Origin of the sequence: Dactylosporangium sp. NPDC006015, assembly GCF_040614215.1 — a bacterium.
GTDB lineage: Bacteria > Actinomycetota > Actinomycetes > Mycobacteriales > Micromonosporaceae > Dactylosporangium > Dactylosporangium maewongense.
On record NZ_JBEXUD010000022.1, the window covers coordinates 136,325 to 153,786 of the forward strand.

Annotated in this window: 16 protein-coding genes; 8 read left to right on the forward strand and 8 right to left on the reverse strand. The window is 72.8% G+C overall.

Annotated features, from left to right (window positions below):
- Positions 1–177: 177 nt before the first annotated feature.
- From ABZ321_RS33285 to ABZ321_RS33295, 3 genes are all read right to left on the reverse strand, one after another.
- On the reverse strand, positions 178–2,247 hold the full coding sequence (locus ABZ321_RS33285) for a discoidin domain-containing protein (RefSeq protein ID WP_354898712.1): 2,070 nt from the start codon (positions 2,245–2,247) through the stop codon (positions 178–180).
- Positions 2,248–2,281: 34 nt separating this feature from the next.
- A complete protein-coding gene (locus tag ABZ321_RS33290) occupies positions 2,282–4,477 on the reverse strand; it encodes a cellulose binding domain-containing protein (RefSeq protein ID WP_354898715.1) in 2,196 nt (731 codons plus the stop codon).
- Between the two features lie 162 nt (positions 4,478–4,639).
- On the reverse strand, positions 4,640–5,938 hold the full coding sequence (locus ABZ321_RS33295; RefSeq protein WP_344504404.1) for a ThuA domain-containing protein: 1,299 nt from the start codon (positions 5,936–5,938) through the stop codon (positions 4,640–4,642).
- 169 nt (positions 5,939–6,107) lie between these two features.
- Between ABZ321_RS33295 and ABZ321_RS33300 the strand changes: the two genes are divergently transcribed.
- A complete protein-coding gene (locus ABZ321_RS33300) occupies positions 6,108–6,521 on the forward strand; it encodes a hypothetical protein (RefSeq protein WP_354898718.1) in 414 nt (137 codons plus the stop codon).
- Between the two features lie 60 nt (positions 6,522–6,581).
- On the opposite strand, the gene ABZ321_RS33305 is transcribed toward ABZ321_RS33300, so the two are convergent.
- The gene (locus ABZ321_RS33305) at positions 6,582–6,965 is read right to left on the reverse strand and encodes a helix-turn-helix domain-containing protein (protein WP_354898721.1); all 384 of its coding nucleotides are present in this window, start codon (positions 6,963–6,965) and stop codon (positions 6,582–6,584) included.
- A 77-nt stretch (positions 6,966–7,042) separates the two neighbouring features.
- On the opposite strand from ABZ321_RS33305, the gene ABZ321_RS33310 reads away from it, so the two are divergent.
- A complete protein-coding gene (locus tag ABZ321_RS33310; RefSeq protein ID WP_344504408.1) occupies positions 7,043–7,858 on the forward strand; it encodes an SDR family NAD(P)-dependent oxidoreductase in 816 nt (271 codons plus the stop codon).
- Here ABZ321_RS33310 and ABZ321_RS33315 read toward each other — a convergent pair.
- On the reverse strand, positions 7,846–8,388 hold the full coding sequence (locus ABZ321_RS33315; RefSeq protein WP_344504409.1) for a hypothetical protein: 543 nt from the start codon (positions 8,386–8,388) through the stop codon (positions 7,846–7,848). The two genes, ABZ321_RS33310 and ABZ321_RS33315, sit on opposite strands and share 13 nt — an antisense overlap.
- 436 nt (positions 8,389–8,824) lie before the next feature.
- On the opposite strand from ABZ321_RS33315, the gene ABZ321_RS33320 reads away from it, so the two are divergent.
- From ABZ321_RS33320 to ABZ321_RS33345, 6 genes are read left to right on the forward strand one after another with little or no spacing between them, the layout of a single operon-like run.
- On the forward strand, positions 8,825–9,790 hold the full coding sequence (locus tag ABZ321_RS33320; RefSeq protein WP_354898725.1) for an NAD-dependent epimerase/dehydratase family protein: 966 nt from the start codon (positions 8,825–8,827) through the stop codon (positions 9,788–9,790).
- Positions 9,791–9,803: 13 nt separating this feature from the next.
- On the forward strand, positions 9,804–10,778 hold the full coding sequence (locus ABZ321_RS33325) for a glycosyltransferase family 2 protein (RefSeq protein WP_354898728.1): 975 nt from the start codon (positions 9,804–9,806) through the stop codon (positions 10,776–10,778).
- Positions 10,775–11,959 carry an ATP-grasp domain-containing protein gene (locus tag ABZ321_RS33330; protein ID WP_354898731.1) on the forward strand — a complete coding sequence of 395 codons (1,185 nt, stop codon included), beginning with the start codon at positions 10,775–10,777 and terminating at the stop codon, positions 11,957–11,959. The genes ABZ321_RS33325 and ABZ321_RS33330 overlap by 4 nt, the downstream gene beginning before the upstream one ends.
- Positions 11,956–12,621: a hypothetical protein gene (locus tag ABZ321_RS33335; protein WP_344504414.1), complete on the forward strand. Its 666-nt coding sequence runs from the start codon at positions 11,956–11,958 to the stop codon at positions 12,619–12,621. The genes ABZ321_RS33330 and ABZ321_RS33335 overlap by 4 nt, the downstream gene beginning before the upstream one ends.
- Positions 12,618–13,883 (forward strand): hypothetical protein, encoded by a 1,266-nt coding sequence (locus tag ABZ321_RS33340; RefSeq protein ID WP_354898734.1) that lies wholly within the window; start codon positions 12,618–12,620, stop codon positions 13,881–13,883. Before ABZ321_RS33335 ends, ABZ321_RS33340 begins: the two co-directional genes overlap by 4 nt.
- A gap of 8 nt (positions 13,884–13,891) precedes the next feature.
- Positions 13,892–14,920 carry a hypothetical protein gene (locus ABZ321_RS33345; protein WP_354898737.1) on the forward strand — a complete coding sequence of 343 codons (1,029 nt, stop codon included), beginning with the start codon at positions 13,892–13,894 and terminating at the stop codon, positions 14,918–14,920.
- Between the two features lie 67 nt (positions 14,921–14,987).
- On the opposite strand, the gene ABZ321_RS33350 is transcribed toward ABZ321_RS33345, so the two are convergent.
- The 3 genes from ABZ321_RS33350 to ABZ321_RS33360 are packed head-to-tail and all read right to left on the reverse strand — an operon-like array spanning position 14,988 to position 17,455.
- On the reverse strand, positions 14,988–15,533 hold the full coding sequence (locus tag ABZ321_RS33350; RefSeq protein ID WP_354898740.1) for a GNAT family N-acetyltransferase: 546 nt from the start codon (positions 15,531–15,533) through the stop codon (positions 14,988–14,990).
- Positions 15,530–16,810 carry an AMP-binding protein gene (locus ABZ321_RS33355; RefSeq protein ID WP_354898742.1) on the reverse strand — a complete coding sequence of 427 codons (1,281 nt, stop codon included), beginning with the start codon at positions 16,808–16,810 and terminating at the stop codon, positions 15,530–15,532. The genes ABZ321_RS33350 and ABZ321_RS33355 overlap by 4 nt, the downstream gene beginning before the upstream one ends.
- 36 nt (positions 16,811–16,846) lie before the next feature.
- Positions 16,847–17,455 (reverse strand): DinB family protein, encoded by a 609-nt coding sequence (locus tag ABZ321_RS33360; protein ID WP_354898745.1) that lies wholly within the window; start codon positions 17,453–17,455, stop codon positions 16,847–16,849.
- Between the last annotated feature and the right edge of the window lie 7 nt (positions 17,456–17,462).

A 17,462-nucleotide genomic window follows, 5' to 3' on the forward strand; every position in this document is an offset into this window, starting at 1 on the left:
AGGCGATTGGACTGTGGACGTAGCGGTGGTCGTCTGAGCTGACGCCGAGCGTGGCGCGCTTGCCGCTGGTGGAGTCGAAGTCGCGTGTTTGCGGGGCGTCGCAGGGAGCACCGGCGTGGCGCGACGATGGCGTGGTGGGGCGATGGCGTGAGTGGTCTGGGGCGCGGTCCCCACGGGTCAGCTGCGGTACAGCTCGATCGCGGAGAGCTGGCCGGCGGGCTGGACTGTGTTGGAGGAGATGAGGATGCGGACGTAGCGGTGGTTGCCGGAGTTGACGGCGAGCGTGGCCTGCTGGCCGCTGTTGGGGTCGAAGCGGCAGGCGGCGCCCGGGATGAGGACGGAGAAGGCGGCGCCGTCGGGGCTGCCGAGGACGGTCACGGTCTGGGTGCGGGCGGGCCAGGCGGACGACGGGGGCAGGCGCAGGACGATGCGGCGGACCGCGACCGGGGCGCCGAGGTCGACCTGGATCCACTGCGGGAAGGCGTTGTTGCGGCTCTCCCAGTAGCTCATCGGGTCGCCGTCGGTGGTGCGGCTCGCGACATACGAGTCGGTGTGGCTGCTCTCCGTGGCCGGTCGGCCGCGTGCGACGTCGGTGCCGGTGTCCAGCGGCAGCGGGGGCGCGCCCGTGGCCGAGGTCGTGAGGCTGGGGCCGGCGGATGCCGACGCCTGGGTGGAGCCGCGGGGCGAGGCGGACGTGCTGGCCCGAGGGGAGGCGCTGCCGCTCGCCGATGCCGCCGCGGACGGGGTGCCGGGCGCGGCGCCGGGGGCCGTCGCCGTCTGCGGCCCGACGTCGCCGGCGAGGTCGGCGCCGTCGCCGCCGCGCGGCCAGAACGCGACCAGGCCCGCGACGGCGAGCAGCACCACGACCACCGCCGCGGCGGCCAGCAGCGCCAGCCCGTTGCGGGCGCGGCGGACCGCGGCCGATGGGTCGGGCGGCAGCGGCGCGGGCGGCATGGGCAGCAGGTCGGCGCGCTGGAACTCGCGCGCCTGCCCGTTGGTCACGCCGCCGCCGGGGTGCCGCTCGGCGAGCTCCCGCTCGGCGGCCTCGCCCCAAGCCGACGACGTGCCCTCCACGACGAGGTCGACGGCGGCGGGAATGTCGGACAACAGCGCGGTGAACATCGCCGACAGCGGCGGCCACACCAGGTCGTCGATCGTCTCCCCGGCGCTGCCGACGACGACCCGGTAAGCACCCGGCCGATCAGCGAACGAAGCCGGGACCGAGGGACCACCGGGGAGACCCGCATCCACAGCGGCGAACGACTCAGTGACGGCCGCGGTGGCAGGCAATGAGGCGCGGCCCTTCGCGGGTGGCGGGGGAGGGCCGGGGAACGCATGGATCCCGCCGCCGCTCAACCGCACCTGCCAGCCCATGTCCATCGCATACGTGGCGGGGGAGAGCTCGCGCAGCGAGGTGTGCGGCGGGGACGACGCCACGACCTCCTCGCCGCCGTCGGGGGTGAGGCGCAGCAGCCACGCGGGCTCCGCCCAGACGGGCCGGCGGTGGGCGTCGAGGGCGAACACCACGATCGACCCGGCGGGCGTGTGCAGGGGCACCCCGTTGACCAGGTGGACGGGCTCGCCGAGGCGGGCGGCGGCGGTCGCGGCGACCGCGCGGCCGGCGCCCTGGCCCGCGCCCAGCGGCACGAGGTCGGCGACGCGCCGCACGCGGGTCGGCAGGGCAGTCATGGCCAGTGCGAGCTGCTCGCCGGTGAGGGCCGGGTCGAGCAGCAGCCGCGGCCGGGACGGGTCCACGGCGACGGCGAACTCGACCCCGTCGAAGGCGGCCGCCGAGCCCACCGGGCCGGGGGACAGCAGCCAGCCGGCGGGGACGGGCTGGGCGATGACCGTGGAGGGCCACAGCGGCGCGGACCCCTGCCAGTCGGGTGCGGGCCAGCGCGGGCCGAGCGGCTCGGCGGGCCGGCCGGGCCGGTGCCGCCACCAGCCGCCGCCGGCGTCGGTCGTGACCATCACCCCGCCGGGCGTCTGCACGACCGGGCCGTCGGGTGCGACGACGGGCCGGTCCAGCGCCGCGGCGAGGTCGGGGCCGAGCGGGCCGGCCGCGAGCAGCACGACGCGCTCGGCGTCGGGCGGCACCGCCGCGGCGAGGTCCGAGGCTGTGACGGAGACGGCGGGGGCGACCGCTACGGCCAGCCACCCGTCGGGCACCACGGGGAATCCCGGCACGTCGCCGGCGAGCACGCACCGATCCACCCTGCGGATCAGGTCCGAGCTCGCCGACGTCATGCCAACAAGCTACCGCCCAGGTATGACAGGAACGCTAACGCACGTAGATGACGGGCGCCGGCGGCGTCGACATGCCGCTGCCGATGAAGTACGACGGGTGCGGCGGCTGGTTGTACGCCGTGTTCTGCCAGGCGATCGCGCACCGGTACTGCGGGTCGTGCATCAGCGTGAAGAGCCGCGTCGACGTCGGGTCGGGCGTGCTGTAGATGCGCAGCGCGGTGTTGTCCGACGTGGGCCAGATCACCTCCTCGCGCCAGTCGCCGAGGATGTCGCCGGACAGCGACGGTGTCGACTTCGTGCCGTTGTTGGAGTGCACGCCGGAGGCGGTCAGCAGCCGGGTGTCGCCGGAGGTGCCGTACTTGTCGATGTGGGTGCCGTCGAGGAGCTCCCGGGTCGTGTCGCCGTCCCACCAGGCGAGGAAGTTGGTCGAGCTCGGCTTGCGGGTGGAGACGACCGTGCCCTTGGGGTTGCGGACGCCGTCGGCGGCGGAGGACCATGACTCGGCGCCGGCGCTGCCGGCCCAGATGTCGCCGGACACGCCGCGGCCGTTGTCGCCGTTGGCCGGGGTGGTCCACAGGATCTGTCCGGTGCGCGCGTCGGCCATCCACGAGGAGGGCTTGCTGCCGTCCTCGTCGACCTTGAACTCCTCCAGGCCGGGGCGGGACGGGTCGAGGTCGCCGACGTGCAGGGCGTCGCCGTGGCCGTTGCCGGTGTTCCAGAGGCGGGCGCCGTTGTCGTCGACGGCCATCGACCCGTACACGATCTCGTCGCGGCCGTCCTGGTCGACGTCGGCGACGGAGAGCTGGTGGTTGCCCTGCCCGGCGTAGGCGCTGTTGCCGGAGCTGTTGCTGTCGAACGTCCAGCGCCGGGTCAGCGAGCCGTTGCGGAAGTCCCAGGCGACGATGACCGACCGGGTGTAGTACCCACGGGCCATGATCAGCGATGGGCGCTGCCCGTCGAGGTAGGCGGTGCCGGCCAGGAACCGGTCGACCCGGTTGCCGTAGCTGTCGCCCCACGACGAGACGGTGCCGCGCGGCACCACGTAGTCCACTGTGGACATGGCGGCGCCGGTGAGGCCGTTGAACATGGTGAGGAACTCGGGGCCGCTGAGCACGTAGCCGGAGCTGTTGCGGTAGTCGGCGGAGGCGTTGCCGATGACGCGGCCGGTGCCGTCGACCGTGGCGTCCGCGGTCTTCATGGCGACCTCGGCGCGGCCGTCGCCGTCGTAGTCGTACACCTGGAACTGCGTGTAGTGGGCGCCGGCCCGGATGTTGCGTCCGAGGTTGATCCGCCACAGCCGCTGCCCGTCCAGCCGGTACGCGTCGACGTACACGACGCCGGTGACACCGGACTGCGAGTTGTCCTTGGCATCGGCGGGGTCCCACTTCAGCACGATCTCGTAGTCGCCGTCGCCGTCGAGGTCACCCACGGAGGCGTCGTTGGCGGTGTAGCCGGAGCCGGGCGAGGAGATCGGCACGTCGAGGTAGCCGTTGGCGAAGCGTAGCGACGCACCGGACGCGGCCTGCTCGGTGCCGCCGACGACCGCGCGCACCGTGTAGGAGGCGTCCGCGGCGGCGCCGGCGTCGAGGTAGTTGGTGCCGGTGGTGACCGTCGCGATGCGGGTGCCGCCGCGGTACAGGTTGAACGCCGTCGACAGGGCCTCGGTGCCGAGCAGTCGCCAGGAGACGAGGTTGCCGCTGCCGGACCGCACGGAGATGAGGCCGCGGTCCAGGTCCTCCATCTGCTTGGCGTTGCCCGTGGGAGGCGGCGGCGCCGAAGAAGAGGGCGGTGGCGCGGAAGACGATGTGGGGGCTCCGGTGCAGGTGACGCCGTTCAGCGAAAATCCAACAGGCGATGGATTACTGCCCGTCCACGTGCCGTTGAAGCCGAACGACACGGTCGCCCCGGTCGCGATCGGCGCGTTGTAGCCGGCGTCCGTCGCGCGGGCCTGGCCGCCGCTGGTCGTGACGGTCGCGTTCCAGGCCTGGGTGACGGTCTGTCCGGCCGGGAACGTCCACGCCAGGGTCCAGCCGTTCACGGCGTCGCCGAGGTTGGTGATGTCGACGTTCGCGCCGAAGCCGCCCTGCCAGGAGTTGGTCACGGTGTACGTGACGCGGCAGCCGGACGCGGCGGCCGACGCCACGGTCACGGTGACGGCGGCCGCGGCGACGGCCACCGCGCCGGCCACGGCGATGGCGACGGCCCGCCGCCGATGGGGGATGAACCGCACGATCCGCTCCTCGCTGTACAACATGCGAACGGGCGGTCGGGCGAGTGTCACAATGTCACAATTGCCCGACCCGGGACGGCGAGACCGTAGTCCCGGGGTCCAGGGCCGGGCAATGCATCACCACGCGTCAATGCTCGGAGCGGTCCGTGGAAGCCGAAACTTTCAGGACAGCCGGAAGGACTGCGCCGCCGTGCCGTTGCAGGTGTACTGCACGAGCTGCACACTGTCGGCGGTCGACGCGGCCGGGACATCCAGGCACTTGCCCGAGAGCCGGCTCACGAAGTGGTACCAGCCGCCGCCCTCGGCCACGGGCTGCCACTGCTGGTTGTTGCCGCCGCCGTAGGTCCACGTCTGGATCAGCGCGTTGTCGGCACTCGACACGTTGGTGACGTCGAGGGCCTGTGCGCTGTTGCCGCGGTTGTTGATGCGCACGAACCCGCCGCTGGTCGGCTGGAACTGGAACTGCTGCGCGGTGGAGCCGTTGCACGTGTACTGCTGGATCGCCGTGCCGTTGGTGGTGCCGGCGGCCCGCGCGTCGACGCACTTCGACGAGTTCTTGTTGGTGACGCTGTACCACGCGGTCGGCGAGATCGGTCCCGTGCTGGACGAAGGGGAAGCGGACGGCGTGGGCGACGACGACGGCGGGGTGGTGGAGGCGCCGGCGAGCCACAGGATGCCGTCGATGATCCAGCGGTTCTGGTCGGCGCTGGCGAACGTCGAGGACGTGCGGGTGTTGGTGGAGTAGTTCATGCCGTTGTGGCCGAAGTTGGCGTACAGCATCTTGTAGTTACGGTTCGTCCACAGGATCGGGTAGTAGCCGCTGTACCACGACTGGTTGGGGTCGGTGCCGACCGGGAAGCTGCTGGGGTCCACCGAGGCGAGGATGTCGATCGCGGGGTTCTGGCGCAGGTCGTTGCTCCACGAGTACCACTCGCTGACCGCGGACCGGAACGTGGCCGGCAGTCGTACCGTCGACGGGTGCGCCCGGTCCTCGACCTTCAGCGTGACCGCGGTCGGCCCCCACGTGTTGGTCCGGAACGCGCCCGAGCCGAGGAACGTGTTGTAGTACCAGCTCCACGAGCCGGGGTCGGTGGTGAACGCGCTGACGTGGAAGCCCATCCAGGCGCCGCCGTTGTTCATGTACTGCTGGAACGCGGCCCGCTGTCCCGACGGCGGCGCGTCGTCGAGGAACATGATGACTTTGTACTGGGCCAGGTTGCCGGTGTTGAGCCGGCTCCAGTCGGTGGTCGCCTCCCAGGTGAAACCGTTCTGCGCGGCCTGCGCCGGGAACCAGTCCCGGGCCTCCTTGTCGAAGTCGATGTGGGCCGCGTCCCAGGTGCCGTTGTAGAAGGCGAGCACCTTGAACGGGGCGGCGGCGGCCAGGGCGGGCCTGATGACCAGGCCCACCCCCAGCGCGGTCACCAGGGCGAGCGCGGCGAGCACGAGGCGTCGCGCGCTCAAGGGGAGCTTCTTGAGCACGGGTGGTCCTTCGGTAGGCGGGAGGGGATGGGCGGATCCGCTCCCCTCGCATCATCAGCCATCGATGACGCCACCACAAGGTAAAGAGTCCTAATAGTTAAAGTAAGTCTCCAATTAAGTCGTCCGCGCAGGTGGCACTAGGGTGTGGGGCATGGACGCTGCCGCGCGCATCCGGACTGACAACGTGATGACGCTCTGGTTCGTGGGGCTCGGCCTGGCCGCGACCGCGGGGTTCGCCGCCTACGCCTTCGGCCCCTGGACGTGGGCGCTGTGCGGCGGCACGTGGTGCGGCCAGCCCGACATCCAGTTCCTTACTGCGTTCTTCCTGGCTGTGATCGTGGTGCCGCTGTTCGCCGCCGGCGTGGGGATCTCGCTCCTGGTGCGGGGCCTGCTTGTCCGCCGGCCCATGTCGCCGGCGGTGGCCGGCACCGTCGCCGCGCCGACTGGACCGTTGATGGTCGGTCTGATGGCCGCCACCTACCCCACGCCCTGGTTCCCTTACGCCATCGTCGTTGCCGTCGGCGCCGTGCTGGTCGCGGTGATGACGCGGATCGCGCGGAGCTAGGCCGCCGGCTGCGGCCGCCGTAAGGGCGTGACCGCGAATTCGGCGAGTAGTGGGCGTCGGCTAGCCGACGCGGCGTGGATTCGCGACCGCCCAGGCCGCCAGGGCCGACAACGGCTCCAGGAGGCTGACGCCGAGCAGGGTCAGCCGGTATTCGACGCTGGGCGGCAGGGTCGCGAACACCTCGCGCTCGACCAGCCCGTCGGCCTCAAGGGTGCGCAGGGTCCGGGTCAGCATCCGTTGGCTGATGCCCTCGACCGCGCGGTGCAGCTCGTTGAAGCGGAACGGCCGCCGCGCCAGCAACGACAGCGTCACCAGCGTCCACTTGTCGCCGAGCCGTCGCAGCAGCTCGGTGACCGGGCACTGCTCGTATTCGCCGGCCGGCACCGGCACCGGCAGGGCGTGCTGCCGGAGCGAGGTGGGCACACCGGTGTGCGCAGTGGACATCACAGTGCCTTCTTCCGCCGCCCCGGCCGTCGCGCCGAGGATGAGCCCGTCGGCAACCAACGGTAGTGGGGGCGCAGATGGGCGTGGTCGTGGTCAGTGGCGGCACGAACGGCATGGGGCGCGCGTTCGCACTCGGGCGCGCCGAGCGCGGCGACCGGGTCGTCGTCGTGGGGCGCGACCGCGGCCGGGGCGAGGCGATGGCGGGCGGCGCGATCACGTTCCTGCCCGCGGACCTGAGCAGCGTCGCGGAGAACCGGCGGGTGGTCGAGGAGGTCCTCGCCGCGCACCCGGTGGTCGACGCCCTCGCGCTGTTCGCCAACGCCGTGTCGGCGCGGCGCGAGGTGACCGCCGACGGCCTCGAACGCACCTTCGCGCTGTACTACGTCAGCCGGTACCTGCTGAGCTTCGGTCTGCGGCCGGCCCTGGACCGCGCCGAGCACCCGGTGATCGTCAACGTCGCCGGCGTGGGGGTCACCAAGGGTGCCGTGCAATGGGCCGACCCACAGCTGTCGACCGGCTATTCCACGGTACGGGCGCAGCTGCAGGCCGGGCGCGCCAACGACCTGCTCGGCGCGGGCTTCGCGCAACGGTCCGGCAGCCGCGCCCGGTACGTGCTCTACCACCCGGGCTTCACCCGCAGCGGCGACCGCTCGGGCCTGCCGCCGGTGGTCCGGGGGCTGCTCGCGGTCGCGTCGCTGGCGGCCCGGCCGGTGGCCGCCTCGGTGGGGCCGATCCACGGGTTCGTGGACGAGCCGCCGGCGGACGCGCTGACCGCGGTCGACCGGGACCGGCGCCTCCCGCCGGACTTCCCGACCCTGGACGCCGCGGCAGCCGCCCGGCTGATGGAGCTCACCGAGCGGCTGCTTGTCGGGGGCGAGGGTCAGGCGGCGTAGTCGACCAGGTCGCCGCTGTCGAGGACCGAGCGGAGCCGGGACAGGTCGATGCCCTTGTCCTGCATGCGTTTCACGACCTCGGTGGCGCTGCTGCCGCGCAGGGAACCGCTGTCGGTCTCCAGCAGGGTGCTGAGCTGTTGCAGCTTCGACTCGTCCGACAGGCCGGCGGCGCCGCCGCGGGGTGCGCCGGGCGGTGGGCCGGGCGTGCCCTTCTGCGCCGCGATCCGCTCGGCGACGGCGTCGTCGTCCTTCTCGACGGACGCGGAGACCGAGGTGGCCGCGCTCGCCGGCTTGCCGGCCTTGATCGCGGCGATCAGGTCGTCGTGCGAGACGCCCTGCTCCTCCGCGACCTCGGTGAGGCTCTGTCCGCTGTCCAGCTTGGACTTCAGCTGGTCGCCCGACAGGCCGAGCGCCTTGGACACCGCGCTCATCGGGTCCTGGCCGTCCTTCGGTGGCGGTGGGGGTCGCAGCGCCGTCCGCTGGCCGGCGAACGAGCCCGAGATGCCGCTGATGCCGCTGATCGAGGTCACATGTGCTCCATCCGTGGTGCCGTGCAGCCGGGCACCGCTCGGCCCGACGGGGTCAACTTCGACCACCTCCGTGTGGGGCGGAGCGTTTGCCAGGGTCTTGCCAGGGATCACAGCGTTCCGGGAGGTGTCGCCGTCCGTGAGAGGCGCCAAAACCATCGCTTCACGTAAATTCCGCCGGATCGGGGGCAACGTCGGCAAAACGATGCCTCACATACGACTGGGTCAATAAATCTTTCCCATCGGACTGTGATCACTGGCGCCTGGACGGTAGATTGCGACCGCGGCGTGAGGATTCGATCACTCGTGGCGAAGATCGCTGTCCGCATCGTGTTTGTGCTGTTCAACGGCGTTCCAGCGCGGGGCACCACCCCGTGGAGGGAGCCGCCGAAGCCTGCCGTGGGCGAGGACCCGCCCATCGAGTGATAGGAAACGGCCAATGAAGATCGGCGTGACCGGGGGTAATGGTTTCATCGGACGGTACGTCTGCGAGGAGATCGAGGCACGAGGACATGAGGCGTTGGTATTCGATCACCACGCGCACGCCCGGCGCCGTGCGGAGGCGCCCGAGCGCGAGGTGATGCTCGGCGACATCCGCGACGCGACCGCCATGGTCGAGCTCGCCGCCCACTGTGACGGCATCATCCACCTCGCCGCCGTGCTCGGCACCCAGGAGACGATCCTGAACCCGCGCCCGGCCGCCGAGACGAACCTCGTCGGCGGGCTGAACTTCCTCGAGGCCGTCACCCAGTACCAGCTGCCGGGCGTCTACATCGGGGTCGGCAACCACTGGATGAACAACAGCTACTCCATCTCCAAGACCGCCGTCGAGCGGTTCGTGTCGATGTTCAACGCCGACCGCGGCAGCCGGGTCAACGTGGTGCGCGCCGTCAACGCGTACGGGCCGCGCCAGCTCGCCGCCGCGCCGTTCGGACCCGGCAAGGTCCGCAAGATCACCCCGGCGGTCGTCTGCCGCGCCCTGTGCGGGATGCCGGTCGAGCTCTACGGCGGCGGCCACCAGGTCTCCGACATGGTCTGGGTCGGCGACGTCGCCAAGGCGCTCGTCTCCGCGTTCGAGGCCGCCGAGGCCGGCACCGTCCTGGACCACGTGGTGGAGTGCGGCCCCGTCTCGTCGACCACGATCCGCCACGTCGCCGAGATCGTCATCGACCAGTGCGAGCGCAAGGGCTACCCGCGGGTCGAGATCGTGGACCTGCCGATGCGCCCCGGCGAGCAGGCCGGCGCCGTCGTCAGCGCGAACGCCGAGACGCTGCGCGCCGTCGGCATCGACCCCGCCGGTCTCGTGTCCCTCGAAGCGGGCCTGGAGCGCACCGTCGACTGGTTCATCGCCACCCAGGGCGAGCACTGGACGGCCCCCGAGCCGCTCGCGCTCGCCGCCCGCTGAACCCGCCGGTCCCATGCACCCGTTAGGCCTCACCGCCGTCGTGCCCTGCTACGACGAGGCGGACAGCGTCGCGCAGACCCACGCCGAGATCGTGGCCGCGCTCGGCGGCTACGACCTGGAGATCCTCTTCGTCGACGACGGCAGCGGCGACGGCACGCTCGAGGAGATCCAGCGGCTCGCCGCCGCCGACGACCGCGTCCATTACCTGTCGTTCAGCCGCAACTTCGGCTTCGAGGCGGCGTTCTCGGCTGGGTACAAGTACGCGCGGAAACCGTGGCTCGTGCACCTCGACGCCGACCTGCAGTTCCCGCCGACCGAGGTGCACCTGCTGGTGGAGCGGGCCCTGGAGGGCTTCGACGCCGTGTTCGGGGTGCGGCGCACCCGGCACGACCCGTGGCACCGCAGGTGGGGTGCCGCCTGCTACCACTGGCTCGGCCGGCGGCTGCGCATCCGTATCCCGCCCGGCGCGACCACGTTCCGGGTGCTGCGCACCGAGCTCGCCCGGCGGGTCGTCGGGCTGCGCCTCGGCACGCCGTACTTCCTGGCCACCGTGCCGCTGCTCACGTCGAGGATCGCGACCGTGCCGGTCGAGCACCGGGAACGCACTCGCGGCACGTCGAAGTTCCGCCTCGGGCGGCTCATCGGGCACGCGCTGGAGCTGTACGTCGCCTTCTCCCGCCGCGCCGTGCACTGGGTCGCGATCGTGCTGCTGCTCGCCGCGCTCGTGACGGCCGGGCTGTCGGCCACCGCGTTCGCCGGCTGGGTCGGCGTCGCGCCCGCGATCGGCGGCGCGCTGCTCGCCGAGTGTGTCGCGCTCGCCGGCGCCGCCGTCATGCTCCGCTACACGGTGCTCGTCGCCGACGCGCAGCCGCGCCCCGCCATGTTCTACATCCGCGAGGCGTCGATCCCGGTCGACGCCGCCGACGAGCTGTTCCCCGGCGCCAGAGCGGTGCCGCACATCCCCGTACAGCGTGGAGACGCCGCATGAAAAGCCTGCTGATCCTGGGCGCCGCCGACGGTGCGATGGCGACCTACCGCACCGCCCGGGCCCTCGGGTTCCGGACGATCGCCGTCGACCTGCGCGACACCGCGCCGGCCGTCGCGCTCGCCGACGAGCTGCTGCCCGTCAGCACCCGCGACGTCGCCGCCCTCAGCGAGATCCTGCGCCGGCGCACCGACGTCGCCGGGGTCCTCGCCCCCAGCAGCGACATCGCACTGCCGACACAGCTCGCGCTCGCCGAACGGTTCGGGCTGCCGTGCGGCCTCACCGAGGAGACCGTCGCGGCGTCGGTGGACAAGCGCCGCTTCCGCGCCGTCTGCGACGAGCTCGGCCTGCCCGGCTACCGCTGGATCGACGGCGCCGACTGGCGCGGCGCGGGCCTCACGTTCCCGCTCGTGGTCAAGCCCGCCGACGCGCAGAGCAGCCGCGGCGTGACCCGCTGCCCGGACGAGTCCACAGTGGACGCAGCGATCGCCGAGGCGGAACGCTTCTCGTACGGCGCCGGGATCGTCATCGAGGAAGAGGTCCAGGGGCAGCACTGCGGCTGCGAATGCGTCATCGACGGCGGACGGGTCGTCTTCATGGCCCTCACCGAACGCCGGCTCACCCCGCCGCCGCAGGCGACCACCACCGCGCACCTGCTGCCCGCCGGCGTCCCCGACGGCACCCACGACGCGATCATCGCCGACGTCGACGCGATCTGCGCCCGGCTCGGCTACCGCCGCGGCCCGCTCAACCTCGACCTCGTCGTCGACGCCGACGGCCGGCCCCGGCTCATCGAGATGGGCGCCCGCACCGGCGGCGACCCCCTCGGCGAGCTCGCCAAGCACTGCTACGGCATCGACCCGATCGAGGCGTCGATCAGCGTCGCCGTCGGCGCGCCGCTGCCACCGGTCCCGCCCGCCACGGTGCCGCACCCGGTGATGGTGCAGCTGCTGAACGCGGCGGACACCGGTACCCTCGCCGCGATCCACGGCGTCGAGGAGGCGCGCACCTGGCCGGAGGTGCTCAGGATCGCGCTGCTGGCCGAGCCGGGCCGGGCCGTCACCTCCACGATCGACCTCACCAGCAAGCTCGGCTACGCCCTGCTGACCGCCGACACCCCCGAACAGTTGCGCGCCGCCGCCGACCGGCTGCTGTCGACGGTGCGCTTCGAGGTGCGGCCGTGAAGCGCTTCTTCGGCCTCGTCGCCGCCACGCTGGTCTCCGGGGTGCTGCTGGTGGCGCTCGCCCCGGACGGCAAGCAGCTCGACTCGCTGTGGCTGTTCCTGGCGTACCTGCTGCCGTTCGTCCTCGCCACGGAGACCATCGCCGCGCTGGACCCGGTGTGGCTGCGCCGGTGGCGGCTGCCCGAGGTCGTCGGGGTCCTCACGTTCACGGCCGTGTTCTGCGGCTTCGTCCCGCGCATGTTCGACCGGGTCATCGCGGACGACTTCGAGGGCTTCTACTCGCTGGTCCGGGTGCTCGCGCCGCTGCTGATCCTCGCGTTCGGGCTGCACCAGCGGCTGGGCGGCTCGGCGGCGGCGACCGTGCGCCGGATCTGCTACGCGAGCATCCTCGTCATGCTGTCAGGGCTGGAGGACCTGTCGTTCTGGCTGTGGCGCGGGCAGCCGGTGCCGCAACGGTGGGACTGGGCCGACCACATGACGGTCCGGCTCGGCCACGTCGCGAGTCGTACGGAGGCGTACGTCTTCATCGCCGCCCACCTCGTCGCCGCCGTCGCGGTGCTGTGCTGGCCGTCCCCGCCGCGCCTGGTGGGCCCGCCCGCGGGTGCCGGGCCGGCCCGCCGTGACACCGCCCGCGGCGGTGACTTCCTCGCCGACCGCTCATGACCCTCCTCGCACCGCAGGCCGAGCCGCGCACCACCGCCCCGGGCGGCGGGATGATGCTGGCGCTGTTCGCCGGCCGCGGCGCGTTCCGGGCGACCAGCCAGCTCGCGCCGCTGGTGCTCGCCGTGCCGTGGGGCGCGGCCCGCTTCGCCGACTACGCCGGCGCCGTCGGCGTGTCGGCGTGGACGGTGTTCGTCGCCTCCAGCGGCGAGAAGGCCGCCCTCAAGCTGGTGCCCCGCACCCGCCGCCTCGGCGGGTACATCGCCCGGGTCGTGCTGCGGGTCGCCGCGGTGCCGGTCACGGTGGCGGCGCTCGCGTTCGCCGCCGCGTTCCTGTCGGGGCGCGACCAGCTCCGGGTGGTCGCCGCCGCGCTGCTGTGGTCCGCCGCGCTCGGCCTGCTGCAGCTCGCCGTCGGCCTGCACCGGGTCCGCGGCCACCCCCGCACCGACGCGGTCACGTTCGCCGCGATGACCGGCGCGCTACTGACCCTGTCCGCCGTCACGTTCCACTTCGCGTGGCCGCCGCTGTGGCAGCTCACCATGCTGGCGGCGGCGGCCCTCACCGCCTCCGCGGTCCTGCTGTGGCGCCTTCCGGCCGGCTGGTCGGTGGCGGGCCGTGCCGCCCGGGGTGTCGGGACCTCCGTACGCCGCCGCCGGGTCGCCTGGCTGGTGCTGCGGACCTGCGTCCTGCTCGGCCTGCCCGAGCTGATCGCCAGCCTGAGCCTCGCCGTGTGCTACCTGATCCTGCGCATCGCCGGCCACGGCACCGAGAGCGGCCCCTTCTACGTCGCCGTGACCGCGTCGGGCTTCTGTTCGGCGGCGCTCACGTACCTGCTGCGCCTGCGCCAACCGGTGACGTCGCTACGGTTGCGCGGCCCCGCCGGCCGGGCGGGACGGGCGAAGGCGCGGCGGATCCTGCGGTTCGCGGTGCTGCTCTGCCTGCCGGGCGTGCCGCTGGTCGCGTTCCTGGCGCCGGGCACGCTGCTGCTCACCCTGCTGACCTGCCTGGAGACGCCGCTCTTCGCGCTCGTCGCCTACGCCGGCTACCTGGTGGAGAACACCGACGGCCGCTCGCCCCGCCTCACCGCGGCCGCCGCGGCCGTGGGGCTGGTCGTCGTCACGGTTTCGGCGGCGGTACTGGTCCCGCACGCCGCCTCGTCCGGCGCGATGGCGGCGCTGCTGCTGTCCGCCGGAGCGAGCGCCCTGAGTCTCGACGCCGGCCTCAGTGGAAGGTGGCGTCGCACAGTTCCACACGGGGGATCATGATGGTAGATGTGACAGCTGTCAGGGAGGGTCTGACGGTCGGACTGCACGACCCGGTAACCGACCCGGAGCCGGCCGACTGGGAGGCCCTGCGCGCCCGCGCCGGCCTGCGCGCCAACTGGGCCTGGCCGGTCATGCGGGCCGGGGTGCTCTCCGGCGCCGACCCGGTGCTGCTCGCGGTCCTGTCCGATGTGGAGGGTCCGGTGGGGCTGGTCGCCGCGTCGGTGGTGGCGCCGCGCCGCAGTGCCGCCGGAGCCTCCGCACCCGGGTTTCCCCGGGTTGGGTATCTGCACGTGCAGGCGCCGCAGAGCAGCGCCGTGCCCGGCTTCTGGTTCGCGTCGTCCGCGGTGGCGGAGCGGGCGTCGCTGGTGCGGGCGTTCCGCCGCGCGGCCCGGCGGACCCTCGGGCCGGGCGTCCGGGGGGCGCTGTGGCGGCAGCTCGGCGAGGGCGACGACGCGTGGCTGCCGTGGCCGCGGTACACCAGAGACACCGAACCACTCGCTGTGCTGGACGCACCGGAGTCGGTCGACGCGTGGCTGGCCGGCCTGGGCCAGAAGCGCCGGGCGAGCGTGCGCCGCACCCAGCGGCTCGTCGCCGCCGACCCGGACCTTCAGGTGCGCACGGGCAGGGTCGGCGAGGTCGTCACCCCGGCGGAGCTCGCCCACCTGACCCGGCTCAACTTCGCCAAGCACGCGGCCGGCAGCGTCGAGCTGCGCAGTGGCCCCCGCTCGGAGGTGTGGCAGGCGTCGGTGGCCGGCCGTGCCGACGTGTGTGTCGTGGCGTACCGCGACGCCGCCGGCCGGCTCCTCGGCGCCGCGACGATCCTGGACGACCCGGTCTGGCCGGTCTGGCTGTCGTGGGGCGCGCTGCCCGTGGAGGACGGCGGCCGGCGGCACCTGTACTTCGACCTGTTCCGCCGCCTCGTGGAGCGCGTCGTCGACCGCGGGGCGCGCGGCATGATCCTGGGTAAGGGCATGTCCGAGCTGAAGTCCGACCTCGGCGCACACCTCGTCCCCCAGCACGGTGCCGTGACGGCCTGATCCCCACCTCGCCCGGCGCGGACCGGCTGGGTGGTGCGCGCCGGGCGAAGGTGGTGGGGGTTGAGCGTCACGCCGGGCTGAGTGCGTGGGTGGCCTGGTAGAGCAGGTCGGGGCCGTCCTCGCCGCCGTGGTCCAGGTGTGGGGCGCGGTGCAGGCCGATGCGGGTGGCGACGCGCTGGGACGCCACGTTGGCCGGGCGGACGCGGGCCACCAAGGGGAGGCCGGGGCGGTGCTGGGCGGCCCAGGCGACGGCGGCCGCCGCGGCCTCGGTGGCGTAGCCCTGGTGCCATGCGGTGGGTGCGAGGCGGTAGAACAGGTTCAGCGCCGGTTCGCCCCGTAGCGGCATGAACTTGAGGCCGCAGAAGCCGACCAGTGCCGGGGGTGCGGCGGCCGGCGCGGTCAGCACGGTCCAGTAGCCGAAACCGTGGCGGTCCCAGTGGGTCGTCCAGTGGTGCAGGCGTTCGAGCGCCTCGGAGCGGGTCCGCAGCCGGTCGCCCGGGTTGTGCAGGCAGGCGAGCGGGTCGCGGTGGACGTCGAGGATGGCGTCGACGTCACCGACCGCGGGGCGGCGCAGCAGGAGGCGCCCCGTCAGGATGTCGCCGGCGGGGGTCACCGCTGGAACTCTGAGACGACGAAGCGGCCCTTGCCGCCGGCGGTGAGCTCCAGCGCGTCGGCGTGGCGGACGTCGAGGTCGAAGGGGCGGCCGGCGGTGGTGTGCAGCCAGGCGCGGGCCTCGCGGGCGAGGTCGTCGAAGCCGCGGTCGGCGCGGCCGTCGGGGACGAGGAAGATGGTGATGTTGCCGGCGGAGTCCTGGCGGACCATGCACTCGGCGACGCCGGGGGTGCTGATGGCCATGCCGATGAAGGTGCCGGCGTAGATGCGCTCGCCGTCGGGGAGGACGACGTAGTCGTCGGCGCGGCCCTTGGTCAGGTGCAGGCGGGCGAAGGTCCTGCCGCACGCGCAGTGGCCGGTGTGGCGGGTGGCGCGGTCGCCGAGCCAGTACCGCAGCAGCGGCATCGCGCGCTCGCGCCAGCCGGTGACGACCACGTGGCCTTCGGTGCCGTCGGGGACGGGGTGGCCGTCGGGGTCGACGATCTCGACGTGGACGCGGTCCTCGGCGACGTGGAGCTGGCCTTCGGCGCAGTCGTACGCGATGTGCATGAGCTCGTAGGCGGAGTACTCGTTGAAGATCGGCACGCCGAAGCCCTCGGTGAGCTGGTGGCGGACCTCGGGGGTCAGCAGCTCCGACTCGGTGAAGACGGCGCGCAGCGTGCGGCGCAGCGTCGTGAGCTCGGCGGGGCGCATGCCGCGCAGCAGGTCGCGGAGCAGCACCGGATATCCGATGACCGCGTGCGGGCGCTCGCGCAGCAGGTGCTCGACCCTGGTGCGGACGGGCAGCGCGCTGAGTACGACGGCGCGGCGGAAGATGCCGAGTTTCTGGTACCACGCGGTGTCGAGCGGGAACGGCTTGAAGTGCACCAGGCGCGACCAGGGCCGGTAGCGCCCGCCGGCGGCGGCGAAGCGGCGGATGTTGCAGGCGCGGTCGTGGGCGTAGTTGGCGGGGTCGTGCCACGCCTCGAGGATCTGCCCGCTGGTGCCGCTGGTGGTGTAGACGGTGACGGCGTCGCGGGTGTAGGCCGGGTCGCGGAACCGGTCCTCACCGAGCGCGAGCACGTCGGCCTTGCGGAGCATGGGCAGGCGCGCGAAGTCGGCGAAGTCGTGTGGGGTTCCGATGTCGTACCGGTCGCCGCCGTAGGCCGGGACGCGGGTGCGCGCGTGGTCGAGCGCGTCCCGCAGCCCGGCCAGGGTCAACCGGTCGAGCGTGCCCCGGTCATGGTGCTGCGCGCGCAGCACGGACCGAACGGAAAGAAGGCCATCGATCGTCGACATGCCCGGAAGTCTTCCAGACCGGGCCCTGGATCGATGTCACGAACTCGTCGCGGCGAGCCGGTCGGTGCGTTGTGCCGCGCCGGTAGCCCGGAACAGGTCCCGCAGCACTCCGATCTCGCCGCCGTGGTGCATCGTCTCGCGGTTGACGTGCGCGATCAGGGCCGCCATCGGGTCCGCGGAGAAATAGGCGCCCTTCGGTCCCAATGGCGCGCTCAGTGCGGCCTCGTCGAGTGCGGAAACGTGCCCGTGCCACTCGCGGTAACTGGCGTCCAGGAACGCGACGGCATCCTCCGCGGTGTGCGGCAGATCCGCCGGCACGTGCCGCGGGTCGAACATGTCGGCACCGTCGCCGGCACTTCCGTCGCCGAAGAACGTGCTGCTCCGGATCACGAAACAACCGACGGCGATGTGCATCATGCGCCATGCGATGGTCGTGACCGGCGCCGGGTCCGCGTCGCGGCTGCCGGGCTCGACGCGGTAATTCCCGTCGGCGTCCGGGCGGACCGACAGGCAGCCCGCCACCGGTTCCCAGAAATATTCCTCGTCGGTGAGGCCGTCCAGCCTGGGTCGCAGATGCGCGTCCCAGTAGAACGCCAACTGGCCCGTGAGCAGGTCGCCCCAATCGGGTGTGGAAGTGTTCGTCATGGGTAGA